Origin of the sequence: Herpetosiphon geysericola (assembly GCF_001306135.1) — a bacterium.
Classification (GTDB): Bacteria; Chloroflexota; Chloroflexia; order Chloroflexales; family Herpetosiphonaceae; genus Herpetosiphon; species Herpetosiphon geysericola.
On the sequence record NZ_LGKP01000035.1, the window covers coordinates 46371 to 71445 of the forward strand.

Below are 25075 nucleotides of genomic sequence, written 5' to 3' on the forward strand. Positions count from 1 at the left end.
GCTGTGGGTGTTTTTTAATTGGTAATCGTGTAGCAATCACATGCGTCTCTAGCTAAAAAGGAGCGAATGATGTATCAAGTGCCCAAAAACCCGCAATTGCAACGCCAAGGGCCTATTTTATCGATTTGTGGCTACAATGCGATTGTAGGCAGTTTTTTTGCACTCGCTAGTTGCTCATATATCGGCACAATTCTGATTGGGATTGCTGTTTCGCCGCCAGCAAGCCTGAGCAGCGGCATAAATGCTGAGATTTTTTGGACGGCGTTGTCGTTATTGCTGAATGCTAGTCGTTTGGCTTTGTTTGTTGGTTTATTGCGGGCGCGACGCTGGGCCTATCGGGGAATTGTGCTGGTTGAAGGCATCACAATCATCAATATGCTCTATGAGCTTTTTGTGGGCCAAGCGCCAATGACGATCTGGCCTTTGTTTACTATCGCAACCGGAGCGGCGGCGGTATTGATTTTAAGTTATCTTTCGCAACCACATATTCAAAAAGCAATTAACTAAAAAAACCTGCCATGCAAGCACCATGGCAGGTTTAATTAATCAGATTTAGATCACGAATTCGCTGCGGCTGCGGCCCCGAGCTTGCTCAATTTCGTGACGCCGAGCATCGTAGCCTTCGCGGCCCATCAAGGCGTAGGTGGCGATTTTGCCAGCCTCAACCCCAGGTTGGTCGAAGGCATTGATGTCGTACAACTCGCCAGCAAAGGCGGTTTGCATTTCGAGCATGTAGTAGAACTGACCAAGCGTAAAGGCATTGACCGCTGGGAAGTGGTGGGCGATGCTTGGGCGGCCAGCTTCGGCAATTGCCAACTGAGTTGCTTCGCCTTCAGCCTTGAGCAATTGGCTAAAGCTCTTGCCATCGAGATACGAAAGCTCGTTAATGTCTGGGTAGGCATTGGTCAGCGGTGCTTCAACTTGGAACTGATCAACAAACAAGAAGTGCATTAATTTATCGAATGGGCCTTCTGCATACAATTGCACTTGCGAGTGTTGGTCGGTTGCGCCCAACGATTTGATTGGTGTAGGGCCGACGTTAACCACATTGCCAGCCCGATCAACCCGCTTGCCCAAACTTTCGGCCCACAATTGACGGAACCAATCGGCTACATCGCGCAAACGCTGGGCATAGGGCATCATTACGACCATATTTTTGCCCTTCTTATCGAGCAAAAATTGAATCAAGGCGCACATTGCGGCTGGGTTTTTGCGTGGGTCGCGCTCTTGGCTGCGTTTGTCGGCATACGCAGCGCCAGCCAACAATTCGTCGATATCAATCCCAGTAACCGCTGCCGGGAACAAGCCGACCGAGCAAAGCTCCGAGAAACGTCCGCCAACACTGGCTGGAATTGGCAGCGTTGGATAGCCTTCGCGATCAGCAATTTGGCGCAAAGCACCCTTTTTGGGATCGGTGGTCAGCACCAAGTGATCGACCAATTTATCTTGGCCGAGGCGTTTGGCCAAGGCTTCGCGGAAGTAGATGAAGGAGGCCATGGTTTCGGCGGTCGTGCCCGATTTGGTGATTACATTGAAGACGGTGCGCTCAAGATCAAGTACATCGAGCAAGCCAGCGTTCAATTCTGGGTCGACGTTATCGGGCACAAACAGGGTTGGGCCACGGCGCAATTCACGGGGCAAATTATTGTAAAACGGGTGCTGAAGCGCCGTTTGAGTGGCGATTGGGCCAAGTGCTGAGCCACCAATGCCTAAAACGACCAAGGTATCGGCGCGGGCACGCACAGCTTGGGCTTGGGCAATAATTTCACTCGTATCTTGGTAGGGCAAATCCATCCAGCCTAATTCGGCGCGCTGAGCGTAAACAGCCTCAATCGCGGCGGCGGCGTGGGGCAATGCTGCCTCAATTTCAGCCTCAGTTAATCCATGTTCACCAATCACATCGGCCATCACATTGTTGTAATCAAAGCGAATAGCTTGAGTACTCATGACACTCCTTATCGTTGCGAAAGTGGGTCTTTGTAGCAGGCTGCTGCGGTGCAGTTTCTGGCGTCGTTGCCAAGCGACCAACTATGCCCATCGTACCATACTCAGTGGCTGCTGGTGGTAGTATTCTCTTCACCAGCCACAAGCGTGCCACCATTGATCTCGCAATTGAGCAATTGGCGCTTGGGGTTAAACACGGCCTCAAGCTCGATGCGGCTGTAGCAGCGGTCGTCAACCAAGGTTTTGCGCACAAACAAGTTCTCGTCGTCATCGCGCTGCGACAGATCGTTGCGGCTATCGATGCGCAATCGAATGACGCTGCCACAGCGTTTGCAACGCACCTGTAAATAAATTCCAGCATCGCTGGTTGGTTGGCTGCTGCCACCACCAAAAAGCTTGCGAAAAAAACTCATAAAGACTCCCCAAGAAAGTATGAAGGATGAGGTATGAAGGATGAATGCAAAAGTCAGAAAGCAAAAGTCAAAAGCCCATAACCTCAGCTTCTTCGTGTAATTCGTGAAATTCGTGGCTAAAACAGCCTTCGCGATCTTCGCGATCTTCGCGGTTTCAAACCTTCGTGCGCTTCGTGGATCAATTATCTTTAAAGCGTGGCAACAAGGCCCAGAGCAGCAAGCCACCAGCAAGCCACCACATCCAAGGGTTATCGATGTGCATGGTTTGCAAAATACTGGCGCTAATCAGCAGCGCGCTGGCGGCGATGCCCGCAGTCAGTCGCGTAAATGCGCGTTCGATGCGTTTGGTGGTGCGCTCAAGTTTAACAATCTCGGTGCGAACTTGCAGATCGCCTTGGGCAGCCTTGGCATAAAATTGCTTGGCATGACGGGGAATTTGGCTGAGATCGGTGATTAATTCGCGGCCTTCATTGACCACCCGTTCGCGCAGATCGCGGCCACTCGTTTGCTCGCGGATAAAGCGCAAAGCAAAGGGCTTAGTCACGCTAAAAATATCGAAATCTGGCGCTAAACCAGCAGCCACGCCGCCGATAATCCCAACCGTGCGCCCCAAAAAGAGCAACGATTGCGGCAACTGAAACGGCAAATCATAGAGCAATTCGCTTAATCCGCCGACGAAACCCTCAACATCGATTTGTTGGAGCTCGCGAATTGTGCGCCCATAAGTATAGGAAAACCAAATTTCCAAGGCTTGGCGCAATTGCTGATCGTTGGCGCTGGCCATTACCACGCCGATCGAACGCGCGCCGTCGATCATGCGCTGTGGTTCTCGCATCACCACGCCAGCGGCAATCGTCGCGAGGCCATCCATCACATGTTGGGGAATCGCATCGACCATGCCAAAATCGAGGAAGGTGATTACAAAGGCGCGTTTGCCATTGGCCAATGGTTCGCCAACAGGCCGCACAAACAGATTGCCTGGGTGCGGGTCGGCGTGAAAAAAGCCATCGGTAAAACATTGTTGCAAATAGGCCAAATAAAGTTTTTCGGCCAATTCCAGCCGATCAATTCCTGCTGCATCAAGCGCCGCATATTCCGAAATCTTAATGCCCTCAATCCGTTCCATCACCAAAACGCGCTCGGTCGAGTGCTCGCGATAGATTTGGGGCACGTAAATATGCTCGTTGCCTGCAAAATTGCGCCGAAAGCGCTCGGCATGCTCGGCTTCGCTCAGGTAATCAAGCTCGCGCAAGGTAATGCGTGAAAATTCTTCGATTAGCGCAGGCAAATCGGTGCGACGACGAATCGGGCCATAATATTGCATCCAACCAGCAACCCAACGCAGCGCGGCAATATCGATCGCAACAAATTGCTCGATCTGCGGGCGTTGAATTTTAATCGCAATTGGCTGCTCGCCGTGAAGCGTAGCAAAATGCACTTGGCCAAACGAGGCCGCCGCAACTGGTTGGCGCTCAAAATGAGGAAAGATTTGGCTGAGCGGTTGGCCCAATTCTGCTTCGATGGTGGCTTGAATCAGCCCAAAGGGCACAGGCGAAACTTCATCTTGCAGGCCAATTAAATCTTCAACAACCTCTGGCGGCAGCACGTCGACCCGGGTTGAGGCAAATTGACCAAGCTTGATCATCACGCCACCGAGGTCGATCGCCAAATCGCGAAAACGCCGCGAAAAGCGCCGATAGCGCTCGATCCGCGTGCGATCCGCGTACCAGCGAAACCAAAATTGTCGTCCAAGCAACAGATCCCAGACGATGATATGGGCGACTAAGCGCACAAAAAACCACGCGACGCGGAAGAAACGGCGGCGACGTGGAACGTTCGGCAACGACACCAACTCTGTTTTACTCATGCTCAGTATTATAGCAGGCTAGGGATGCCGATGTAAGGAATCAAGTGCAGACTGAAGAACATAGAGCAGAGAGCATAGAACAGAGAGAAATTATGAAGGATGAAGGATGAGGGATGAAAATCAAAAGGCAGAAGGCAAAAGTCAAAATGATGAATTATGAGGGATGAAGGATGAATGGATAAGGGTCTAGGCTATAGGCTATTGGCTTTGGGCTATCGGAACATTGTTCGGGCAATTCGTGGAATTCGTGGCAAAAACGGCCTTCGCGATCTTCGTGTTCTTCGCGGTTCCCATCCTTCGTGGATCGGATTTTAACGCAGCGGCGCAGAGAGCAAAAGGATGAAGGATGAAATGTCGGGGCATAGCAGGATAATCATCATAATCTGTGGCTAAAAAATCAGCCTTCGTGGAATTCGTGCAATTCGTGGCTAAAACGTCCTTCGCGCTCTTCGTGCTCTTCGCGGTTTCTACTCTTCGTGCTCTTCGTGGATCGATCATGCGGTATGATGCTACACTGGATGACGGTTAAAAACCTTCTAGATCTATTGAAAGGGTTAGTTCAATGCCCGATGGAAATGCGTATGATCAGGCCTACTATGCTATGTCGCGGCCTGAAGCTGGGCGCAAAAGCCTCGTTGATACCTTGCGCGACCGTTATATTCGTCGCCATGTGTTGCGCTTTCGCCAAACTGGCCGTTTGTTGGATATTGGCTGTGGTTTGGGTTTGTTTTTGCAATCGATGACTCCGCCATTTGAGCCATTTGGCACCGATATTTCGGCCTATGCTGTGGCTCAAGCCCAACAACGCCTGCCCAATGCCAAGTTGTTCGTTGGCAGTATTTTGGATGGCATTCCATTTAGCGTTAATTTCGATGTGATTACAGCGATCAATGTGGTTGAGCACTTGGAGCAACCAGCTTTGGCGGTTGCCGCCATTCGTGAACGCTTGCAATTGGGTGGCTTGTTTGTGGCTCACTTGCCAACAATTGGCAACCGTTTGCAAGCGCGAATCTATCGCGGCTCGTATGATGCCGACCCGACTCACATCTATCGGCCAAGTGGCCGTGAGTTTCGCGGGGTTGCCGAGGCAGCAGGCTTTAAAACGGTGTTTGAAACCTACTCGCCCTTTGCTCCAGCGCTGGTCTGGCGCAATCTACCTTGGCATCCAGCCTATTTGGCAATATTTCAAGCTTGCTAATGTGCGAAATTCCTTCATCCCTCGCTGGCGTTGAGCTGGTTGGGGGTGAAGGAATCACGTTATTTTGGCAGCTTAATTAGCATCGTTGTGCCTGTGCCAAGCTTGCTTTGAACCTCAAGTGTGCCATTATGGGCTTGGATGAGCGCTTGCGCAATCGATAAACCAAGCCCGTTGCCGCGTCCGCCTGCTATTCGTGCGCTATCCACCCGATAAAAACGCTCGAAAATATGCGCTAAATGCTTGGGATCAATGCCTTTGCCAGTATCGATCACGCTCATTTGATAGTTGCTTGCTTGGCGTTCAGCATGAATCACAACACTGCCACCGCGCGGCGTATGGGCAATTGCATTATCCAATAAAATTAACAACACTTGGCGCAAACGAGTACGATCGGCTTTGATCTGGCCCTCGGCATGGGCCACTCGCACCTCAACTCCTGCATCGTGGGCTAAATGCCCAGCAGCATGGGCAACCTCATGGCATAACTCAGCGAGATCAACGACTTCACGTTGTAAGCTTGTTTTTGCTGCATCTAAGCGCGAGAGCAAGAGCAAATCTTCAACCAAGCGACCCATATGGTAGGTTTCGGCCAAAATATCTTCAAGCAATTCGTGTTGTTCGGTGGGGTCGGTCGATTCGCGCAGGGCAATTTCGCTGCTGGCGCGCATTAAGGTCAGCGGCGCACGCAATTCGTGGCTAGCATTGGCGATAAAAGCTTGCTGGCGCTCCCAAGCTTGTTGGGCCGGACGCAACGAACGCCCAGCTAACCACCAACCAAACCAGCCCAAAACTACCACACTGCCAGCCCAAAGCGCTACCAAGCCAGTTAATAAGGTGTTGAGGGCTGCTTCTTGTTCGTTGAGCACCCGCCCAACTTGCAAAAACGCTGGGCCATCGGCGCGAGTTAATTGTTCGGTCAGCAGCTCAACCCGCGTGCCATCTGCCAAGCTGATTGTGCGCAGATCGAGCTTGCCAGCGCGGGCTGCCTCAATCGCCGCCTGGTCTGGCTGAATTGGTGGATTCCACGGATTGGGATTGAAGACTTGGCCGTTTTGATCGATCGTAAAGACAAAAGTGCTGGCCAAGGTGCCATTATCAACTGGCCGTTCGTCGGGCAATTGCTGCGGGCGATAGGCTTGCAAGGCTGGCGGCAAGGGCGCTGCCAATTGCTCAAACTCCAGCGTCATCCGTTCGAGCAAGGCACGCTCGGTCGCAAAGCGAAAATAGCGCACCGTCATCCAATAGACGCTGCCGCCAACCGCCGCCAGCAGCAGCAACGCGGTGCACGCATAAATCAGGGTCAAGCGCCAGCGCAAACGATTAAGCATAGTCACTCACCCAGCGATAGCCAACCCCACGCACGGTTTGAATTGGGTCGCGCTTGCCTGCTTGCTCCAGTTTGCGCCGCAAATACGAAACATACACATCGACCATCGATGGCTGCACATCACGCTCATACGACCAAACATAATCAAGCAATTGTTGGCGGCTCAGAGCTTGGTTACTATTGCGAATCAAGCATTCAAGCAGATTCCATTCGGTTGCGGTGAGATCCAATTGTTGCGCTGCGCGCCGCGCAGTGTGCGCCCGCAGATCGAGCACCAGCTCACCTGAGCGTAATTCTTCGCTGCTGAGAGTGCTGTTGAAGCGGCGGCCCAAGGCCCGCACCCGGGCTAGTAATTCCTCGAAGGCAAACGGCTTGCTCAAATAATCATCGGCTCCACTATCCAAGCCAGCAACCCGATCTTCGATTTGGCTGCGTGCAGTCAGTAACAACAAACTGGTACTGAGTTTGGCGGCCCGAATTGCCCGACAAATGCTCGGGCCATCGCGCTCAGGCAGCATCCAATCGATCACTGCTACATCATACATACCATGCAGCGCCATATCCAAGCCACTATCACCCTCGTAGGCCACATCAACCTGATGGTGCTCATCGCGCAAGGCGCGCTCGATCAAGCGAGCCAATTTGCGATCATCTTCTATCAACAACACGCGCATGCTGCTTCCTTATTGCATTGCACTCAATGAAATACCGACCCCATGCTCATAAACGAGCTTACCACCATAATGGCCCGTTAAAACGACTAAAGCAATTGCTGCAACCCCAACGACCACCCAGCCAATTTCCAAGGGTTTATGCAATCTAATTGGCAGGCTGAACGAGCCACGCCAGCGGGCAAAGAATGGCTGACTTAGGAATAGCAAAAGTGCTTCGCTAATCAGCAACAGCATAAAGACTATGACGGTTGTTTCGGCCAAGGAGGCATGGGTTTCTAAGAGCGAGCCTTCGCCAAACATTGTTGGAATTGTACCAGTTGCTTGAATGGCTTCAACATTGGCTGATCGTGCTTCGGCGGCGTGCTCAGCGGCCTCGCCACTTTCCTTTGCCAAAATCCCAAGCCCAACGCCTGCAACCAACAACACGATTGCGGTGATGCGAAAGCCTGCTTTGGGCCAAATCAAGTGCAGCACCCGCAATAAAATCGCAGTGGGCAAGAGGATTAATGGAGCATGAACCAACAATGGGTGATATTGAGCAAGATCGAGCATGAGCAACCTCCTATAAAACATACAAGTGATGCTCTTACTCTAATGATTAATTCTTGGAAGATTCTTGGAAAATTCATAGCTATCATCAAGAATATTCCAAGAAAGGCTTGCTATGCTTGGGTCAGATGTTCGACAACAGGAGGTTTTGATGAAACCCAAGTTTGCCCTGTTAATTGCCGCTGTGCTGACCGCCTTTGTTTTGGTGATTGTAGCTGGCGTTGTGCGTTCGTTAGCGCAGCCAAGTCCGGTTGAATTGGCCGCAGGCTTGGATAATAGCCTGCCAAACGATAATGTTGCCCAAGCAACCGCAACCGTTCAAGCTTATCAACAACAATTGTTGGAAGCCAACCAACGGATCGAAGAAGCCAACCGCACGATCGATGAGGCCAACGCTCGGTTGCAAGAGCCAATTGTGGTACGCGAGCCAGCTCCTGCTCAACAGCCAATTGCCCAAGCGCCAGCTCAACCGCAGCCAGCAGCCCAAGATCCATTGCCAGCAACTCAAGCACCTGCGGTGCCACAATATCCAATTTCTGCTGATCAAGCAGGCCAATTGGCTTTGGCGGCTGCACCAGGCGCAGGCTTGTTGGCAACCCCAGAGCTGGTTAATTATGCTGGCACTGCTGCCTACGAAGTGCGGCTTGATCGGGGCTTGGTGTATGTCGATGCCACGACTGGAGCTGTGTTGACCAATAATGCAGTAGTGCCGCCAACCCAAGTGCCCGCGCCAACGACGATTTCGGCGGATGCAGCTGCTAGCGCTGCTGTGGCCTACCTTGGCGGCGGAACGGTCGTGCGGGTTGAATTGGAAGAAGAGCATGGCGCGTTGGTCTACGAAGTGCGCTTTGCCAATGATAGTCGCGTCTATGTCGATGCCTATAGCGGCAGCGTCGTTTATGCCAAAGTTGAGTCTGGTAGCAGCAACGATGATAAAAAAGACGACGACAAAAAAGATGATGATAACTAAGGAAATAAACTGATGAGCCATTTACCAAAACGTCGTAGCAGTCTGCTGCTCAATACCAGTATGAGTGTTGCCGCAATCGCGGCGACGCTCACTGGCTGGGCAGTGCTTGCCAACCAACAGGCTGTCGATTTCAGTGCCGAGCTTGCCACGCCTGAGCCAATTATTGCGGTAGCCGAAGTGCCTCAAGTTGAGTTACCAGCGCTGCCAACGGTTGCCCCACTCACGCGCCATGGCCATCGAATTATCCGAATTCCGAACGATAGTGCTGGCGGCAACACCCAGCCTAGTACGCCCGACCAAGGTGCACCAGCAACTGGCGGCAATGGCAGTAGCGCCCCAAGCCAAGCGGCTCCGCAACCAGCAGCGCCGCGCCAAGTTGTGCCAGCGCCAGCCCCAGCAGCGCCTGCTGCACCATCACGCAACACTCGTTCATCACGCTAAAAGGTGGTTTATGGGCGAATTAATCTTTCGCGCAATGGGTTGTGAAGTTGCAGTGCTCAGCGATCAGCCAATTGATCTCACTGCTGTGCCGCAATGGTTTGAGGCTTGGGAGCAAACGCTTAGCCGCTTTCGCCCAAATAGCGAACTCATGAGCCTCAATCGGCGGGCTGGACGACCACTTGCGGTCAGCCAAACCTTGTGGGATGTGCTTGGCTTGGCGCTTGATGCGGCAGCTTGGAGCAATGGCTTGGTTGTGCCAACCATTTTGCCTGCACTCTTAAACGCTGGCTACGATCGCTCGTTTGAATTATTGGCCAATGCGCTGGGCGATTCGGCAGTGTGGCCTGCGCAACCGCCCATTGCTTTGGCAATTTCGCTGCGAGAGCAAGGCCATTTGGTGCAGCTTGCCCGTGATACAGCGCTTGATTTGGGTGGCATTGCTAAAGGTTGGGCCGCTGATCGGGCCGCTGAGCAGTTGGGCCACCATGCTGCTTGTTTGGTCGATGTCGGCGGCGATTTGGCAACCGCTGGTCAGCGCCACGATGGCTTGGCTTGGGCGGTTGGCGTGCCAAACCCACATACCCAAGAGCGTGAGGCTATGCTCTGGTTTGCATCGGGCGGAGTAGCAACCTCAGGAGTTGATTATCGGCGCTGGCGCAAAGGCGATCGCTGGCTCCATCACTTAATCGACCCGCGCACTGGTGAACCAAGCACCAGCGATGTGCTAAGCGCAACCGTGATTGCTCCAAGCGCAGCGCAGGCCGAAGTTGCTGCCAAAATCGTCGTCTTGTTGGGCATTGAACAAGGCTTAGCCTGGATTAATCAACACCCAAGCTTTGCCTGCATGGCGTTTGAACATAGTGGCCAAAGCCATGTTTGCGAACGCTTTAATCAATATCGTTGGGAGTAACGTAGATGAGTGCTTCAGACCAAGATAAAGCAGCAAGATTAGCGGCAATTCGTGCCCAAAACGCTGCCAAAAAAGCTCAATCAGCCGAGCCAGTTTCGCCAGCGCCGCAGGATAAAGCAGCAAGATTAGCAGCGATTCGTGCCCAAAACGCTGCCCAAAAAAACCAATCAGCGGGAGCAAACCAGGTTATGGCAACCTTGCCACTGGGCACAACTCAGCCTGTCGCTACGCCAGCACCAGTTGCCAAACCATCTCCAAGCGTGCCAAGTCCTAGCACCGAAGAAATGCTTGAGGATGTTAGCGCCAACCTAATGAGCTTGATGCTGGCTTTGATTATTGGAATCGTGGCTGCCGTGTTGGTGCTGCCGCGCTGGATTCCTGGCCTTAGTAGCTCGCTGCTTGGCGAGCAACCCAAAGCTTTTTGGTATCTTTCGCGCTCAAGCGGCTTGGTGGCCTATAGCTTGGTTTGGCTTTCGATGCTGTTTGGGCTTTCGCTGACTGGCAAAGTGGCGCGTTTGTGGAATGGCGGCCCAACCATGCTCGATTTGCATCAACATGCGAGCATTTTGGGCATTGGTTTTGGCCTGTTTCATACAGTGATTTTGCTTGGCGATGGCTATAGCAATTACACATTAAAACAACTGCTCGTTCCATTTGCCAGCAGCCAATATAAACCCTTGTGGGTTGGCTTGGGTCAAGTTGGGTTGTATGGGCTAGCGCTTGTCACTGTGAGTTTTTGGCTCAAACGCTGGATTGGGCGCAGCGCTTGGCGAATCATTCACTACGCGAGTTTTGGCTTATTTTTGCTGGTTTTGGCCCACGGTATTTTTAGTGGCAGCGAAACCAGCACGCCCTTGGTGACGCTCTGGTATTGGGGCACTGGCGCTAGTGTCGTCTTTATGACCATCTATCGGGTGTTGATTATGCGCCGCAAACCGTTGCCCGTTGTTGCTGCAACGCCGCGCGCTTAATATGCTAATGCTTGCCAAACGTGATACCATAGCAGCATTGATTGATCGAGAAGTTTGATTAAAAGGTGTTGCTATGGGCATGTCGTTTGTTACGCCACATTATTTATGGCTGTTATTGTTATTAGTGCCCGTTGTGGCGATGGGGTGGTTCAATGGGCGGCGCTTTCAACGCAGCCGCTTAATTGGCTCGTTACTGTTGCGCAGTTTGTTGCTGATCACGTTGATTGGCTCCTTGGCAGGTGCCCAAATCATCTCGCCAGTTAAACAGCTCACCACAATCTTTTTGGTCGATACCTCCGACTCGATTACTCCCAACCAGCGCAGCCAACAAGACCAATTTATTGCCGATGCCTTGCAAACCATGCCCGATGATGATCAAGCGGCGATTATTGTGTTTGGCCAAAATGCCCTGATCGAACGCTTGCCCTCGGAAGTGCGCACGCTCAGCCGCATTCAATCGGTGCCAATTGCGGCCCGCACCGATTTAGAGCAAGCCATGACCTTGAGTTTTGCCCTGTTTCCCGCCGATACCCAAAAACGGGTGGTGCTGCTCTCCGATGGTGGCGAAAACAGCGGCCAAGCGCTCAATGCTTTGGAATTAGCCCAAGATCGCCAAATTGTGGTCGATGTGGTGACGGTTGAGCAAATGGGCGGCGCCGAAGTGGCAATTACGGCCTTGCGCATGCCCGGCCAAGCCCGCATTGGCCAAGAGTTGCAAATTGTCGCCCAGATCGATAGTAACGAAGCGCAGGATGCCACAATTCGGATTTTGATCGACCGCGAATTGTATGCAGAAGAAAATTTGGCCTTGCCCAAAGGTACTTTAGAATATACCTCAACCGTGGTATTGAATGATCAAGGTTTCCATAAAGTTTCGGCCCAAATTATTCCAACTAATGATATTCGCAAGCAAAATAACGAAGCGACAGCTTTGGTAAATCTGCAAGGGCCACCAAAAATTTTGGTGATTGCCAACGAGCCTGCCGATGCAGAAAATATTGCACCTGCGCTCGAAGCTGCCAATTTGCAAGTTACCGTTGTTGGCCCAAGCGGCTTGCCCACAACGTTGGCCGATTTAGCCGATTACGAAGCTGTAATTTTAGCCAACGTGCCCGAACGCTTGGTTGCCGATGAATCGCAACAAGCGCTGCAAACCTTTGTGCGCGACCTTGGGCGCGGCTTTGTGATGATTGGCGGCGAAAACAGTTATGGGATTGGTGGCTATGCAAGCACGCCAATCGAAGAACTATTGCCCGTCGAAATGCAACTGCGCAATCGCGAAAAATATCCTCCGGTGAGCGTTGCGGTGGTGTTTGATATTTCTGGCAGCATGAGCGAGCAAGTTGGCGGGCGTCAAAAAGTAACCCTTGCTTCAGAAGGTGCGGCGCGGGTGGTGCAATTGCTGCGCGATTTCGATGAAATAACTGTCTTGCCATTCGATAGCGCTGTGCAAAACCAATATGGGCCAGTGGCTGGCTCGGAGCGCGAAGTAGCCCAAGGCGAAATTATTGCCCGTGGGGTAACTGGCGGCGGCGGCATCAACGTCCACGATTCGTTGGTGGCTGCTGGTAGCGTGCTGAAAGGCCGCAATGCGCCAATTCGCCACATTATTTTGCTTGCTGATGGCTCGGATTCGCAGCAACAAGAAAATGCTGTTCGATTGACCGATGAGCATCGACGCTTGGGCATTACGACCAGCACGATTGCGATTGGCAATGGTGGCGACGTTGGCTTTTTGAATAATGTGGCGGTTGCTGGTGGCGGGCGCCACTTTTTAGTTGAAAATGCGCTGGCGCTGCCCGATATTGTGTTGCAAGATGCCCAACTTTCGTTGGCCCCGTATATCGTTGAAAAAAGCTTTTTGCCCTTGCTCGGCAGCGATAGCGTGATTATGGCCAATTTGAATACGGCGAATTGGCCACAACTGCTTGGTTACAACGGCACAATGGCCAAAGATAACGCGAATATGGTCTTGTGGGCTGATGAAGATGCGCCCCTCTTGGCCCAATGGCAATATGGTTTAGGCCGTTCAGTCGCTTGGATGAGCGACATGAAAGGCAAATGGGGCACAAATCTCACCCGCTGGGATCAATTTCCGCGCCTCATTGCCCAAATGGTTGGCTGGACGCTGCCGGTTATCTCGAATGAAACAATTAGCGTCAATGCCAGCTTTGTTGGCCCTGAAATGGAAGTCATGCTTGTTGCCCGCGATCCCAACGATACGCCGATTACTGGCTTGCTTGTTGATGGCAATGTGGTCAATGATGGTGGTTCGCAAGCTGGGATAAGCTTGGTCGAGGTCAGTGCTGGGATTTATCAAGGGCGCATCAGCAGCCCTGGCGCTGGCACCTACTTTTTGCAACTAGCTGGGCGCAATAGCGAAGGCCAAGCGGTGTTTCAAGAAACCGCTGGGGTCATCGTGCCCTATTCGCCTGAATATCGCCAAGGCCAATCCAACCCCAACTTGCTAAACACGATTGCCCAACGCAGCCAAGGCCGAGTGTTGACCGATCCAACGAAGGTTTTCGAGCATTCGCTAGAACTGGTAACGAGGGCTACGCCGATTCACTTCAATTTACTTTTGACAGCGTTGCTGCTCTTATTGCTTGATATTGCTGTGCGTCGTTTGCGCTTTGGCCAATTGAGCAAGGTTTGGGCTGGTGTGCGGCGGCGCCAAGCTGCGCCATCGCAAACCATGGGCGATTTGGCCGCCGCCAAGCAACGAGCACGCACTAAAATGGGCCAACCTACGTCGGAACCTAGCCCAATTGCTACTAAGGAAGCGCCAGTCTATAAGCCTGGAGCCAACTATACGCCACCAGTTGCGCAGCCCAAACCTGAGCCCTCAACCGTTGCAGTGCCGCAGCCCAAGCCAAGTGCTCCGGCACCAACGCCAACCCAAGGGCCACCACCCAAGCAAGCAAATCTCGATGAGATTACCGATCCATTAGAGCGTTTGCGGGCAGCCAAAAACCGTGCTCGTCGCCAATAGCTAGGCTCAATCTACTCTCTACAGAGGAAAGCTCCGTGTTGAATCCTTCGAATGGTAACGCTACGATCGTGCGCTTTATTAAGCCAACATTAGTGCTGGTAGCACTTTTTAGTTTTATTAAGTTCATCATTATCTATGGAATTAATATTGCGATTCATAAAAGTACGCTTGATTTTCCATCATTCTATTGGGCGAGTGATGCTTTATTCAATAACAATATTTCTCCCTATAATATTGACTATATTCAAAAAAATACCGGCTTAGCTGTATTCCCATTTATTTATCCACCACCAAGTATAATTTTTTTCTTTCCAATGTCGTTATTTACCTATGATCAAGCGTTTCTTATTAATTTATTGCTTAATCATCTGGCGATGATTTTGCTTATTGGATTATTGGTTAAAATTTTCGAATTTGCATATTTTTCTTATCAGTCGATCCTTATAACAATTTTAGTCTATACATCTTTCCCATTTATGCAAAATGTTTATCTTGGTCAGATAAATACATATATAATTATTTTTGTGTTGCTATTTTTGATAATGAGACATAAGTATGAAAACATTGCCTGTATTTTATTAGGTATTTCGATAATTGTAAAAATGTATCCAGCGGTTATTCTGCCACTATTACTTTTCAATAAAGATTATCGAATATTGATTAAAACGAGTTGTGTCATTGTTTTTACAACAATTATTGCAGCGTTTGCTATTCCAAGCTTTGTCTGGCAAGATTGGTGGCTTAATATTATTCCTAGTGGTGGCTACGGTAAATATCCAAAAGGTTTATTACAAACAGCATCAGTCTACAATCAAAGCCTCAATGGTTTATTTGCTAGAATTTTTACAAATCAAGAAGATTCATATCAACTTATTTATAACCCAAGCTTAGGAACAGCTTTAACCTATGTGTGTTGTGGCTTCTTATTCTTTATAACGCTGTTTGTGACTGCTAAATATATCAATAAGAACGCAAAAGATGCCCTAGAAAAAATAGTATTTGTCACAATGCCATTGATTTTCCTCATTGCTCCTTTTTCATGGAGCGTTCACATTGTCACGATCTATCCGACAATGATTTATTTGATTAAAATAGCCTATGAACATCAATCGAAGCTAGCCGGTGTTCAATTGCTCTTCCTAATTGCAGTTATGATTCTCTTTTTTTCACCAATTGTAAGTACATTTTGTTTATGGGCTATCTTTATTATTTGGCTGCTGATGCTGAACGTGATTATCAAGCAACGCTCGTTAGCGTCAGCTACTGATCAGCCCCAAATAGCTGTAACAGCGCATTAAACGCAACCATCCTACGAGCAGCAGGCAAGCGCAACACTCGTAGGATGGTTGGATTTTAGAGGGTATCTTGGAGTTTTACAACCAATTGTTTGAGCGCAAAGCGGGCGCGGCCAAGATTGCCGCCGCCATTGACTGCCAACACAGCGAAGTAGCCGGGGATGATTTGCGATGCCAAATAGGTGGCATTATCGGTCTCAACCGCGACATCACGGACTTGGCCAGCCTTTAAGCGCGAGGCGGCTCCCGCAGCGGCGGCAGCAAGGCCACCAAGCTCCACTTCAGCAACATCTTTGCTAAAGTTTGCATCAACATCGTTGAGGAGCATTTCAACGCCCAGCCCGTCTGTCCCCACGACTCCGGCCAATTTAACACCGGGTACGTTTTCAATCGCGCTGGCCAAAATGTCTTTCATCCCCATAGTGGCTCCTTATCAACAAACTGTGCAGTGAGTTCTGATGTTTGAGCTATCATACCACACCGCGCCCGCTCTGCAATGCGCTGCTTACATTTCGCGGCGGCCTTGCAGCGCGCGGCCCAAGGTTACTTCATCGGCATACTCTAAATCGCTGCCCATCGGCAAGCCGCGCGCCAAGCGAGTTACCCGAATGCCCAAGGGAATAATCTCCCGCGCCAGATAGGCTGCGGTTGCATCGCCCTCAAGGTTGGGGTTGGTCGAAAGAATCACTTCTTCGATTGGCTCAACCCGTAAACGGCCAAGCAACTCGCGAATCTTCAAATCTTCGGGGTTAATGCCTTCGACAGGCGAAATTGCTCCGTGCAGCACATGATACAGGCCTTTGAACTCGCCAGTGCGCTCCAACGCCACCACATCGAGCGGCTCCTCGACCACACAAACTTGGCGTTCGTTACGATTGGCATTGGTGCAAATGCTACATGGGTCATCAACCGTAATGTTAAAGCAGCGATTGCAAAAAATTGTTGTATCTTTCATGGCCATAATTGCATTGGCCAAGCGCTCAGATTGCTCACGTTTGGCGCGCAGCAGATAAAAAACTAAGCGCGATGCCGATTTTGGCCCAATGCCAGGCAAGCGATTAAATTCATCAATTAATTTTGAAACTGGTTCTGGTGTAATTGTATCGTACCCAAATGCCACAGTATACGCTCCACAGTTAAGTTAAAACAGGGTGGTCGCACGACCACCCTGAGTCGGGTTTAGCCGCCGTTTTAGAACAAGCCAGGAATGTTCAAGCCGCCAGTGAGTGGCCCCATTTTGGCGTTTGAAATCTCTTCGGCCTTCTTCGAGGCATCGTTGATCGCCAACATTAGCAAATCTTGCAGCATTTCGATTTCGTTGGGGTCAACCGCTTCTGGCGCGATGGTAATGCTGATAATTTCGCGGTGGCCGTTCATTTTGACTTCGATCACGCCGCCGCCAGCGCTACCTTCGACCTGAGTTTTGCCCAAATCTTCTTGAGCTTGCATCAATTTCTTTTGCATTTGTTGCAATTGATTGAGCATTTTGCGATCCATTATGATACTCCTTTGTAGAAAATTGCTATCCTAAAGCAGTGCAAGTATAAGAAATTCAATCTAAATGTCAACGTAGTTTAGCTGCCATCCTCTTGGACGCCAACAATCCGCGCATCGAAGATGTTGCGCGCTGCTTTGACAATCTGATCCTTCATAATCTCTTCGCGTTGGCGACGAGCATCACGGGCGCGATTTTGCTGATCGCGGTTGGCTTCTTCGCCACGCACAAAGATTTGGCGGCCAACTGCTTTGGCAAGCAGATCTTCGATCAAACGGCGCTGGGTTTGGTCATCAAGTTGTTTGGTGTGAAACGGCGATGGCGTGCCAATCAGCAAGGTATTATCTTCTAAACCCAATGGCTCGCAGCTTTTGAGCACCGCTTGCAAACGTGGATTATAGGGCTTGAGATCTTCGATGACTTGCAACCAAACCGCCTCAACTTCGGCCAGCAAAATCTCCGATTCAGCCAAAACGATATGTTGCTCGGCTTCGGGCAGCGGTTGAGCCACTACAACCGCAGCAACTGGCGCTGCTTCAACAACCTGTGGTGGTTGCTCAACGATTGCTGGCTCTACTTTCGCAGCGACTGGGGCAACTGGCGTTGGCCGTTGCGGCGCTGCTGGTTCTGTTTGGCGCGGCGCTGCTGGCGCTGGGGTTGGGCGCGCTACTGGCACAACTCCGCCGCGGATTGGGCTGGCTGCTGCAACCGCAACTGGCGCAGGCACAACCAATGCTTCGACAACCGCCATCTCCAAAGGCAACTGGCCATAGGGCGTAGTGCGCAATTGATGATCAAGCCCGCTAAAGATTTTGAGCCAAGCCAAAATCGAGGCCAAGGCTAATTGCTGCGAATGGCTTTGCATCGTGGCCAAGACATCGTGGCCAACATCGAGCAAGTCGGCGGAGCCGCCCGATTTGAGTAACATCAGGCCACGCAGATAGCTCACCACATCGCGGGTAAATTGGCGTAAATCAGCGCCTTGGTCGGCAATTGTGTTGATCACGCTGAGCGCTGCGGCCACATCCTCAGCAGCAAACGCCGCAACCAAGGTTTCGACCTCACGCGAGGCGGTTGCCCCCAGCAAACTTTGCACGCGGCTTAATGGAATTTGAGGCTCGCCATAGCCCATCAGCTGATCGAGGATGCTCATGGCATCGCGCATCGAGCCAGTTGCCGCACGAGCGATCGCTTCAGCTACGCCTGGTTCGAGGAAAATGCCTTCTTCGCCAGCAACCCATTCGAGGTGGGCAATCGTGTTGGCGATCGTATGCCGATTGAAGACAAAACGCTGACAGCGCGAAAGAATCGTCGCTGGCACTTTGTGAAATTCAGTCGTCGCCAAAATAAACATGGCATGATCTGGTGGTTCTTCGAGGGTTTTGAGCAAGGCATTGAAGGCGGCAGTGCTCAGCATATGCACTTCGTCGATCACATAGACTTTTTTGCGAAATTGGGTTGGGCGAAATTGCACTTTTTCAATAATTTCGCGGGCATCATCAACGCTGGTATGCGAGGCTGCGTCCATCTCAATCACATCGACGGCGCGACCTTCGACAATTGCGCGGCAAGCGCTGCACTCGCCACAAGGCCGCAAACGCGGATCGCTTTGCTCACAATTGACCGCCTTGGAAAGAATCCGTGCGGCACTCGTTTTGCCGACCCCGCGTGGCCCAGTAAATAAATAGGCATGGCCAATCCGGTTAGCGGCAATTGCATTGCGCAACGCCTGCACAATATGGGCTTGGCCAACCAGATCATCAAAGGTCTGCGACCGCCATTTTCGATATAACGCTTGCGACGACATCTATACTCAACCCTTTTGAAACATCAGTCTCAATTATAGCATGCTCCCGAAGGAGAACATAGAACATAGAGCAAAGAGCATAGAACATAGAGCAAAGTCAGAAGTCAAAAGGCAACAATCAAAAAAGGGATGAGGCTAGGGGCTTTTGGCTATGGGAACAGCACTCAAAAAATCTGTAGCTAAAATCATCCTTCGCGATCTTCGTGTTCTTCGCGGTTTCTGTCCTTCGTGGATCGAGCTTTTAATGCAGAGGTGCAGAGGAACGAAGGCTATTGGCTTTGGGCTAGGAGGACATAATCCAATGAATCTGTGCTAATCTGTGGCTTAAAAATACTCATTCGTGCAATTCGTGGAATTCGTAGCTAAAAATAAATCTTCGTGCCCTTCGTGGATCATCAACATCAACTCCGTGGTATACGAGTTGCAATTAATCTCGCTAGCACGAATTGAGGATTTAACTTATGCACGCGAGGAGGCCCAGATGCAGCCGAGCATCCTGAATTTATTTAAGCAAACCTTCAAAGAATGGGGCGATGATAAAGTGCCTCGTTTAGGGGCGGCCTTAGCCTATTACACCGTGTTTTCCTTGGCTCCACTCTTGATCATTGCGATTAGCATTGCTGGCTTGGTGTTTGATCAAGAGGCGGCGCGCGGCGAAGTAACCCGCCAATTATCGACCCTGATTAGTGACGATGCTGCCAAAGCGATCAACGAGATTATTGAGCAATCGAGCAACGAACGCTCAGGCATTATTGGGACGCTGATTGGGCTTGCAACCTTGCTCTTTGGTGCATCGGGTGTATTCGGCCAGCTCAAAGATGCTATGAACACAATTTGGGGCGTTGAGCCAAAGCCTGGGCGTGGAATTTGGGGCTTTGTCCAAGAACGCTTTTTCTCGTTCACCATGGTGCTGGGTGTGGGCTTTTTGCTCTTAGTTTCGTTAATTATCAGCACGATTCTTGATGCTGGCAAAAATTGGCTGTTTGGTGAAGAGATTGGGATTCTATTTCAAATGATTAATCTTCTTGTTTCATTTGGCATTATCACGGTAGTCTTTGCGCTCCTGTTCAAATTCTTGCCCGATGTCAAAATGGCTTGGCGCGATGTGTGGATCGGCGCAGCCCTGACTGCTTTTCTGTTTACGGTTGGTAAATTTGCGATTGGCCAATATCTGAGCCGTAGCAGCACGGCCTCGACCTTTGGTGCAGCTGGCTCATTAATTATTATCCTCGTGTGGGTGTATTATTCGAGCCAAATTCTCTTTTTTGGCGCTGAATTTACCCAAGTGTATGCCAATATGTATGGCTCGCATGTGCTGCCCGATGATAATGCGGTGGCAGTTACCGACGCTGCTCGGGCTGAACAAGGCTTGAGCAATCGGCATTCGCCGCGCGATCATCGCACCCCACGCCCAGCTACCAGCGTTGGCACGCCGCAAGTTATTGTGACTGAACGCTTTAAATCGTTGGAAAAACAACGCTATCTGGCGGCTGTTTTGGGCTTTTTGTTGGCAGTCGTTGCTGGCGCATTCAAAAGTTTGCTCAAAGATAAACCAGTATCCTAAAAAACTAACACGACGCAAAACGGCGGGGCTTAGGCTCCGCTTTGTTATTTTAGGTTTAGGTGGAAATTCTTGGGGGGGCTTATCTGATTTCATGATACCATGCGCGACAAGCCTGAGTCAATCGGCAATTGGATCAGTAGACAAATGAATCTGGCTGCCCTACGATAGCCGTTCAAGCCATCCAAGAGGAGTGTATGCTATGACAGACCTGCGGCAGTCCGAAGAAGCATATCAAGTCGAGCGTGAATACAAGCGCATGGAGCGTGAATTGCAGGAAGCCAAGGTGGCTAATCGCGAGTTGCGCCGACGGCTGGAAAAGGTTCAGCAACAGCTCAACGAAACATCGAATGCCTACAATAAAACTGTCAAAAATATGCTCGATATGATTCGTGAGAACAATGAATTAACCGTTGAATGTGAACGCCTGCGTTGGTATACCGGGCGCTACGATAGCGAACAGATTCGGGTTGAAACCAAGCAATTGCCCAAACTCAGCCCTGATGAAGCCCGCGCAATTCGCAAGGCCATGGCCCGTTTGCACCACCCCGACATTGGCGGCAGCATCGAACGCATGCAATTGTGGAATAATCTCTTAGACCAGATTGAGCAAGGCCATTAGGCCCAACAAGGAAGGTTATGGCTGTACTGTATGTGGTTGCTACCCCCATTGGCAACCTTGAAGATATTAGTCCGCGTGGTTTGCGTATTTTGCAAGAGGTTGGCTTGATTGCCGCCGAAGATACGCGCCACACCCGCAGATTGCTGCAACGCTATCAGATTGAAACTAGGCTGATTGCCTATCACGAGCACAATAAACTTGCTCGTTTGGATACGATTTTGCTGGCCTTGGCCAACGGCGAGGATGTAGCGTTGGTGAGCGATGCTGGCACGCCAGCAATTTCCGACCCTGGCTACGAGCTGGTTGGGGCGGTGATTGGCGCTGGCTTTGCGGTGGTGCCAATTCCTGGGCCAAGCGCGGTGATTACTGGGCTTAGTGCTTCTGGTTTGCCAACTGATCGCTTTTATTATTTGGGCTTTCCGCCACGCCGCTCGAAAGAACGTTGTGCCCTGTTCAGCGAAGTTGTCGATATTCCAGCAACCTTGGTGTTGTATGAGGCACCACATCGAATCTGTGATAGTTTAGCCGATGCCTTAAGCGTATTGGGCGATCGTCCGGCGGCGGTGGCCCGCGAATTAACCAAATTGCACGAGCAGTTTGTGCGTGGCACGCTCAGCGAATTGGTGTCCCATTTCAATACGACCGAGCCGCGCGGCGAATTTGTGTTGATGATTGGCGGCGCTACCCGTCCTGCCAAACGTAAACCAACCAGCCCCGTAACCAACGAGCTTGGCGTTGTGGTTGCTAGCGATGAGTTACCCATAGAAGTCGATTGGGATTTGATTCGCGCTGAGTTGCAACGCTTGCGCGCTGAAGGCTGGACGGGCACCAAAGCCGCCAAACAGCTCGCCAAACAATACGAGCTTGATCGCCATCAAGTCTATAGCGAATGGAGCAACTTGCCAGAATAAGCCCAGCACTTTTGAAAGCCGCTGAGGATCGTATTCGGCTCATGCACCCTGTTATGGATAGTCCACAGAATAAACATTAGGGGGTGCAGGGGGGATGAAAACCCCCTGCGTTTCCCTCCGCCGGAGGGACGGAAGGGTGGCGAATTCGAGTTGAAGCAAAAACCTGTAGATTGCCAGAATAAGCCCAAAGTCGCACTCGTGACTGGTCATTTAAGGCGTATGATTAAGCTTGGGAATTAATCGAACTGTCCTAAGCAGTGTGTGACGAAAGGTCTTTCATGAGCGAGCAAACATTTACGCCCAAACGGATTTTGGTGGTCGTTGCCCACCCCGACGATGCAGAGTTTGTCTGTAGCGGCACTTTGTCGCGCTGGTATCGCGAGGGCCACGAGATCCATTTTTGTCTCTGCACCGATGGTAATCATGGCTCAAGCGACCCCAACATGACTTCCGAGCGCTTGGCTGAAATTCGCCAAGCTGAGCAACGGGCCGCTGCGGCGCATGTTGGGGCCGATGTAAGCTTTCTGAGTTTTGAAGATGCAGCGTTGGAGCCAACCCAAGAAGTGCGCAAAGCAATTACGCGGGTGATTCGGCGCTTCAAGCCCGATATTGTGGTCTGCCAAGACCCAGCCTTCCGTTATAGCGATGATTATTTGAACCATCCCGACCATGTGGCAGCTGGCAACGCCACCTTTGCTGCAATTATGCCCGCAGCTTCAACCCGTTTGATCTTCCCTGAACTCTTGGAAGAAGGGCTTGAACCACATAATGTCCGTCAGGTATATTTGATGGGTGGTGCGCAAGTTGATACGTGGATTGGTTTGACTGAGGAAGACTTCCAATTGAAACTCAAGGCTTTGCGTGAGCATAAATGCCAGTTGGGCGATTGGGAGCCAGAACAGATGATGCGGGAGTGGGCTGTCTCTACCGCGAAGTTGGCGCGCGAGGCTGGGGTTGATTGCGAATTGGCCGAATCGTTTAAGCTCGTGACCCTAGTTCGAGATTAAGCAAGCGTTGGGCTGAACTGATAAAGCGAGGATCGTAGGCCGCAATTTCGTGCCAACGGTCCTCGTCGTTTTGCAGGCCGCTCAGCAAACGTTGTTGTACATCAAGCAAGGCATTGCGAATAGTGGGATAGGCGCGTTTTTGCTCGAAGCGCCCAACATCAAGCACCTCGCGGGCTAGTTCTACGCTATATTTGGCGATCCAGCGCGGCTTAAGCCGCTGCCAATCCAGCAAGGGCATTGGTCTGGTGTTGCTCAAAAGATCGCTGGTTTTAACCCAAAACGCTTGCGGTGGCAAGATAGCAATCGTTGAATAATATTGCTCAGTGGTTTTGTTATGCCGATTCAGGCCATCCAACAAGGGCAATAAATCGCCAAGCCGCACTAAAGCTGGCCGCGTGTTAATGTATTGCAGCAGTTCGTCGCGGCTAATTTGATCATCTTCAAGCAAATCGTGCCACAGCGCAATTACTGTGGCAATTTCATCGCGAATGCCAAACACCTCGAAAATCTGCAAGGCAACTTCAACTAAATGATACAAATAGGGCTGATCGCTGAGTGGACGCATGCGCCCAGCGTTACGTTCCACCGCTAGTTGTAACGCTGGCTCGACTGCTGAGCCAAGGTGCGTTGCTCGCAGCCGTGCCAGTAACGCTTCAGTTGGTAGATGTTGCATCAGAACCTCCTTGTTAGCGAATTAATCGCCAGAATGAGCGACCTTCAAGGGTCTTGCCAATTGTGGTTGGGTCTTCGAGGCTTTTGAAAAAGCTCAAAGCCAAATCATTGACATCAACAGGGCGCATCACTGCACCCAAGCGGCCAATTAATGGCAATTTGCTGAGCAAGGCAAAAGGCAAACTTGCCAGTTGAATTGCCCGCCGACTTGGCCCAACAATCGCCGCAGGCCGCAAAATCGTCCAATCGAGGCCACTTTCGCGCACGGCCTTTTCAGTTTTGGCCTTCCAGCGTAAATACGAGCCAAGCGGCAAGCCTGCACCCGCCGAGCTAAGCAGCACAAAACGCTTTACGCCTTGTTTCTGAGCGGCTTTGATCAAAGCGATGGTTGTGCCATAATCAACGGTTTCGTAATTTACGTCAGCAGTAAATTGGGCCTGCGTTGTGCCAATCGTTTGAAAGACAGCCTCGCAGCCTTCAAGCGCAGCCTCGACGCTGGCTTGATCGCCAAAATCGCAGATCGCAAAATCTTGGCCAAGTGGGAAATGGCTTTTGCTGGTGGCGCTTTGGCGCACCAACGCTCGAACCTGCCATGCAGGATTATTGGCAGCTTGGCTAATAATCCGTTGGCCTGTGTAGCCCGTCGCTCCGGCTAAGGCGATAATGGTCATAAACTGGTTTCCTCACGCTTTCGTGGCAAGCCCGTTGGCTGGTCTAAATCGTAATGGCCTGGCTTGAGATCATCATCAACAGCAACCCGTTGATCAAAGACATAACACTCGCCCTGCCATTGATTGCTGCTTGGCTCGACGGTTTCTAAATATTTCAAAATGCCGCCTTCAAGATGGTACACCTCTTGAAAACCCTTGCGCAGCATATAGGCCGTTGCTTTTTCGCAGCGAATGCCGCCAGTACAAAACATCGCCACTTTGGGATGTTGTTGGGGATCAAGGTTTTGCTCGACAAAGGCTGGAAATTCACGGAATGAATCGGTTTTGGGATTGAGCGCATGCGGAAAGGTGCCAATTTCCACTTCGTAATCGTTGCGGGTATCAATCACAATCACTTCGGGATCATTGATCAGCGTATTCCACTGCTCTGCATCAACATAGGTGCCAACACCGTCATTGGGGTTGATTTCGGGCATGCCGAGGGTCACAATTTCCTTTTTCAAACGCACTTTCATGCGTTGAAACGGAATCTGGTTGGTCCACGATTCCTTCCATACCAAATCGGCCAGCCGTTGGTCGTTGCGCAGAAAATCGAGCAATTCGCGCATGGCTGGTTCGGGGCCAGCAATCGTTGAATTAATCCCCTCGTGGGCCAACAAAATCGTGCCTTTGATACCGCGTTGGTTGCAGAAATCGCGCAATGGATCGCGTTTGGCGGCAAAATCGGGCAGGTCAACAAATTTATAAAAGGCAATAACTAAGATGTCCATATGTGTTC

25 protein-coding genes are annotated in these 25075 nt (G+C 50.9%); 12 read left to right on the forward strand and 13 right to left on the reverse strand.

All coding sequences use genetic code 11. The features are described from left to right. The first annotated feature begins 66 nt into the window (after positions 1-66). Positions 67-507 carry a hypothetical protein gene (locus SE18_RS21010; RefSeq protein ID WP_152976712.1) on the forward strand — a complete coding sequence of 147 codons (441 nt, stop codon included), beginning with the start codon at positions 67-69 and terminating at the stop codon, positions 505-507. A 45-nt stretch (positions 508-552) separates the two neighbouring features. On the opposite strand, the gene SE18_RS21015 is transcribed toward SE18_RS21010, so the two are convergent. From SE18_RS21015 to SE18_RS21025, 3 genes are all read right to left on the reverse strand, one after another. Next, positions 553-1947, reverse strand: a complete 1395-nt coding sequence (locus tag SE18_RS21015; RefSeq protein ID WP_054536440.1) for a glucose-6-phosphate isomerase — start codon at positions 1945-1947, stop codon at positions 553-555. Positions 1948-2048: 101 nt separating this feature from the next. After that, a complete protein-coding gene (locus SE18_RS21020; RefSeq protein WP_054536441.1) occupies positions 2049-2357 on the reverse strand; it encodes a hypothetical protein in 309 nt (102 codons plus the stop codon). 178 nt (positions 2358-2535) lie between these two features. Next, positions 2536-4224 (reverse strand): ABC1 kinase family protein, encoded by a 1689-nt coding sequence (locus SE18_RS21025; RefSeq protein ID WP_054536442.1) that lies wholly within the window; start codon positions 4222-4224, stop codon positions 2536-2538. Between the two features lie 562 nt (positions 4225-4786). Between SE18_RS21025 and SE18_RS21035 the strand changes: the two genes are divergently transcribed. Next, entirely contained in the window at positions 4787-5422 is a 636-nt protein-coding gene (locus SE18_RS21035) for a class I SAM-dependent methyltransferase (protein ID WP_054536444.1), read from the forward strand. Positions 5423-5481: 59 nt separating this feature from the next. On the opposite strand, the gene SE18_RS21040 is transcribed toward SE18_RS21035, so the two are convergent. The 3 genes from SE18_RS21040 to SE18_RS21050 are packed head-to-tail and all read right to left on the reverse strand — an operon-like array spanning position 5482 to position 7975. Beyond that, a complete protein-coding gene (locus SE18_RS21040; protein ID WP_054536445.1) occupies positions 5482-6750 on the reverse strand; it encodes a sensor histidine kinase in 1269 nt (422 codons plus the stop codon). Next, positions 6743-7423 (reverse strand): response regulator transcription factor, encoded by a 681-nt coding sequence (locus tag SE18_RS21045; protein ID WP_054536446.1) that lies wholly within the window; start codon positions 7421-7423, stop codon positions 6743-6745. The genes SE18_RS21040 and SE18_RS21045 overlap by 8 nt, the downstream gene beginning before the upstream one ends. 9 nt (positions 7424-7432) lie before the next feature. Continuing rightward, complete coding sequence (locus SE18_RS21050) at positions 7433-7975, reverse strand: DUF2231 domain-containing protein (protein WP_054536447.1); 543 nt, start codon at positions 7973-7975, stop codon at positions 7433-7435. A 148-nt stretch (positions 7976-8123) separates the two neighbouring features. On the opposite strand from SE18_RS21050, the gene SE18_RS21055 reads away from it, so the two are divergent. From SE18_RS21055 to SE18_RS21080, 6 genes are all read left to right on the forward strand, one after another. Continuing rightward, positions 8124-8942 carry a PepSY domain-containing protein gene (locus SE18_RS21055; RefSeq protein WP_054536448.1) on the forward strand — a complete coding sequence of 273 codons (819 nt, stop codon included), beginning with the start codon at positions 8124-8126 and terminating at the stop codon, positions 8940-8942. A 12-nt stretch (positions 8943-8954) separates the two neighbouring features. Next, positions 8955-9383 (forward strand): hypothetical protein, encoded by a 429-nt coding sequence (locus SE18_RS27600; protein ID WP_054536449.1) that lies wholly within the window; start codon positions 8955-8957, stop codon positions 9381-9383. A 10-nt stretch (positions 9384-9393) separates the two neighbouring features. Next, a complete protein-coding gene (locus SE18_RS21065; protein ID WP_054536450.1) occupies positions 9394-10293 on the forward strand; it encodes an FAD:protein FMN transferase in 900 nt (299 codons plus the stop codon). Positions 10294-10298: 5 nt separating this feature from the next. Further along, positions 10299-11264, forward strand: a complete 966-nt coding sequence (locus tag SE18_RS21070; protein WP_054536451.1) for a ferric reductase-like transmembrane domain-containing protein — start codon at positions 10299-10301, stop codon at positions 11262-11264. Positions 11265-11337: 73 nt separating this feature from the next. Then, the gene (locus tag SE18_RS21075; RefSeq protein WP_054536452.1) at positions 11338-14256 is read left to right on the forward strand and encodes a VWA domain-containing protein; all 2919 of its coding nucleotides are present in this window, start codon (positions 11338-11340) and stop codon (positions 14254-14256) included. Between the two features lie 35 nt (positions 14257-14291). Then, positions 14292-15554: a glycosyltransferase family 87 protein gene (locus SE18_RS21080; protein WP_054536453.1), complete on the forward strand. Its 1263-nt coding sequence runs from the start codon at positions 14292-14294 to the stop codon at positions 15552-15554. 55 nt (positions 15555-15609) lie between these two features. On the opposite strand, the gene SE18_RS21085 is transcribed toward SE18_RS21080, so the two are convergent. From SE18_RS21085 to dnaX, 4 genes are all read right to left on the reverse strand, one after another. Continuing rightward, on the reverse strand, positions 15610-15972 hold the full coding sequence (locus SE18_RS21085) for a roadblock/LC7 domain-containing protein (RefSeq protein WP_054536454.1): 363 nt from the start codon (positions 15970-15972) through the stop codon (positions 15610-15612). Between the two features lie 84 nt (positions 15973-16056). After that, positions 16057-16671, reverse strand: coding sequence for a recombination mediator RecR (gene recR / locus SE18_RS21090; RefSeq protein ID WP_054536455.1), 615 nt, complete (start codon positions 16669-16671; stop codon positions 16057-16059). Positions 16672-16742: 71 nt separating this feature from the next. After that, positions 16743-17051 (reverse strand): YbaB/EbfC family nucleoid-associated protein, encoded by a 309-nt coding sequence (locus SE18_RS21095; protein WP_407928502.1) that lies wholly within the window; start codon positions 17049-17051, stop codon positions 16743-16745. 74 nt (positions 17052-17125) lie between these two features. Further along, positions 17126-18853 carry a DNA polymerase III subunit gamma/tau gene (gene dnaX / locus SE18_RS21100; RefSeq protein ID WP_054536457.1) on the reverse strand — a complete coding sequence of 576 codons (1728 nt, stop codon included), beginning with the start codon at positions 18851-18853 and terminating at the stop codon, positions 17126-17128. A gap of 481 nt (positions 18854-19334) precedes the next feature. Here dnaX and SE18_RS21105 point away from each other — a divergent pair, with 481 nt between their 5' ends. The 4 genes from SE18_RS21105 (at position 19335) to SE18_RS21120 (ending at position 22954) form a co-directional block, all read left to right on the forward strand. Then, positions 19335-20417 (forward strand): YihY/virulence factor BrkB family protein, encoded by a 1083-nt coding sequence (locus SE18_RS21105; RefSeq protein ID WP_054536458.1) that lies wholly within the window; start codon positions 19335-19337, stop codon positions 20415-20417. Positions 20418-20616: 199 nt separating this feature from the next. After that, a complete protein-coding gene (locus SE18_RS21110; RefSeq protein ID WP_054536459.1) occupies positions 20617-21036 on the forward strand; it encodes a hypothetical protein in 420 nt (139 codons plus the stop codon). Between the two features lie 17 nt (positions 21037-21053). After that, a complete protein-coding gene (rsmI, locus tag SE18_RS21115) occupies positions 21054-21947 on the forward strand; it encodes a 16S rRNA (cytidine(1402)-2'-O)-methyltransferase (RefSeq protein ID WP_054536460.1) in 894 nt (297 codons plus the stop codon). A gap of 278 nt (positions 21948-22225) precedes the next feature. After that, entirely contained in the window at positions 22226-22954 is a 729-nt protein-coding gene (locus tag SE18_RS21120) for a PIG-L deacetylase family protein (RefSeq protein WP_054536461.1), read from the forward strand. Here the strand turns inward: SE18_RS21120 and SE18_RS21125 are convergent. The 3 genes from SE18_RS21125 to trhO are packed head-to-tail and all read right to left on the reverse strand — an operon-like array spanning position 22926 to position 25067. Then, complete coding sequence (locus tag SE18_RS21125) at positions 22926-23627, reverse strand: hypothetical protein (RefSeq protein WP_054536462.1); 702 nt, start codon at positions 23625-23627, stop codon at positions 22926-22928. The genes SE18_RS21120 and SE18_RS21125 overlap by 29 nt on opposite strands. Before the next feature lie 13 nt (positions 23628-23640). Further along, positions 23641-24297 carry an SDR family oxidoreductase gene (locus SE18_RS21130; RefSeq protein ID WP_054536463.1) on the reverse strand — a complete coding sequence of 219 codons (657 nt, stop codon included), beginning with the start codon at positions 24295-24297 and terminating at the stop codon, positions 23641-23643. Further along, complete coding sequence (trhO, locus tag SE18_RS21135; RefSeq protein WP_054536464.1) at positions 24294-25067, reverse strand: oxygen-dependent tRNA uridine(34) hydroxylase TrhO; 774 nt, start codon at positions 25065-25067, stop codon at positions 24294-24296. The genes SE18_RS21130 and trhO overlap by 4 nt, the downstream gene beginning before the upstream one ends. Positions 25068-25075: the final 8 nt, after the last annotated feature.

Excerpts from the sequence above, each read along its gene's own strand:
- SE18_RS21010 (WP_152976712.1), top strand. The coding sequence starts at position 67 with ATGATGTATCAAGTGCCCAAAAACCCGCAATTGCAACGCCAAGGGCCT.
- SE18_RS21015 (WP_054536440.1), bottom strand. The coding sequence starts at position 1,947 with ATGAGTACTCAAGCTATTCGCTTTGATTACAACAATGTGATGGCCGAT.
- SE18_RS21020 (WP_054536441.1), bottom strand. The coding sequence starts at position 2,357 with ATGAGTTTTTTTCGCAAGCTTTTTGGTGGTGGCAGCAGCCAACCAACC.
- SE18_RS21025 (WP_054536442.1), bottom strand. The coding sequence starts at position 4,224 with ATGAGTAAAACAGAGTTGGTGTCGTTGCCGAACGTTCCACGTCGCCGC.
- SE18_RS21035 (WP_054536444.1), top strand. The coding sequence starts at position 4,787 with ATGCCCGATGGAAATGCGTATGATCAGGCCTACTATGCTATGTCGCGG.
- SE18_RS21040 (WP_054536445.1), bottom strand. The coding sequence starts at position 6,750 with ATGCTTAATCGTTTGCGCTGGCGCTTGACCCTGATTTATGCGTGCACC.
- SE18_RS21045 (WP_054536446.1), bottom strand. The coding sequence starts at position 7,423 with ATGCGCGTGTTGTTGATAGAAGATGATCGCAAATTGGCTCGCTTGATC.
- SE18_RS21050 (WP_054536447.1), bottom strand. The coding sequence starts at position 7,975 with ATGCTCGATCTTGCTCAATATCACCCATTGTTGGTTCATGCTCCATTA.
- SE18_RS21055 (WP_054536448.1), top strand. The coding sequence starts at position 8,124 with ATGAAACCCAAGTTTGCCCTGTTAATTGCCGCTGTGCTGACCGCCTTT.
- SE18_RS27600 (WP_054536449.1), top strand. The coding sequence starts at position 8,955 with ATGAGCCATTTACCAAAACGTCGTAGCAGTCTGCTGCTCAATACCAGT.
- SE18_RS21065 (WP_054536450.1), top strand. The coding sequence starts at position 9,394 with ATGGGCGAATTAATCTTTCGCGCAATGGGTTGTGAAGTTGCAGTGCTC.
- SE18_RS21070 (WP_054536451.1), top strand. The coding sequence starts at position 10,299 with ATGAGTGCTTCAGACCAAGATAAAGCAGCAAGATTAGCGGCAATTCGT.
- SE18_RS21075 (WP_054536452.1), top strand. The coding sequence starts at position 11,338 with ATGGGCATGTCGTTTGTTACGCCACATTATTTATGGCTGTTATTGTTA.
- SE18_RS21085 (WP_054536454.1), bottom strand. The coding sequence starts at position 15,972 with ATGGGGATGAAAGACATTTTGGCCAGCGCGATTGAAAACGTACCCGGT.
- dnaX (WP_054536457.1), bottom strand. The coding sequence starts at position 18,853 with ATGTCGTCGCAAGCGTTATATCGAAAATGGCGGTCGCAGACCTTTGAT.
- SE18_RS21105 (WP_054536458.1), top strand. The coding sequence starts at position 19,335 with ATGCAGCCGAGCATCCTGAATTTATTTAAGCAAACCTTCAAAGAATGG.
- SE18_RS21110 (WP_054536459.1), top strand. The coding sequence starts at position 20,617 with ATGACAGACCTGCGGCAGTCCGAAGAAGCATATCAAGTCGAGCGTGAA.
- rsmI (WP_054536460.1), top strand. The coding sequence starts at position 21,054 with ATGGCTGTACTGTATGTGGTTGCTACCCCCATTGGCAACCTTGAAGAT.
- SE18_RS21120 (WP_054536461.1), top strand. The coding sequence starts at position 22,226 with ATGAGCGAGCAAACATTTACGCCCAAACGGATTTTGGTGGTCGTTGCC.
- SE18_RS21125 (WP_054536462.1), bottom strand. The coding sequence starts at position 23,627 with ATGCAACATCTACCAACTGAAGCGTTACTGGCACGGCTGCGAGCAACG.
- SE18_RS21130 (WP_054536463.1), bottom strand. The coding sequence starts at position 24,297 with ATGACCATTATCGCCTTAGCCGGAGCGACGGGCTACACAGGCCAACGG.
- trhO (WP_054536464.1), bottom strand. The coding sequence starts at position 25,067 with ATGGACATCTTAGTTATTGCCTTTTATAAATTTGTTGACCTGCCCGAT.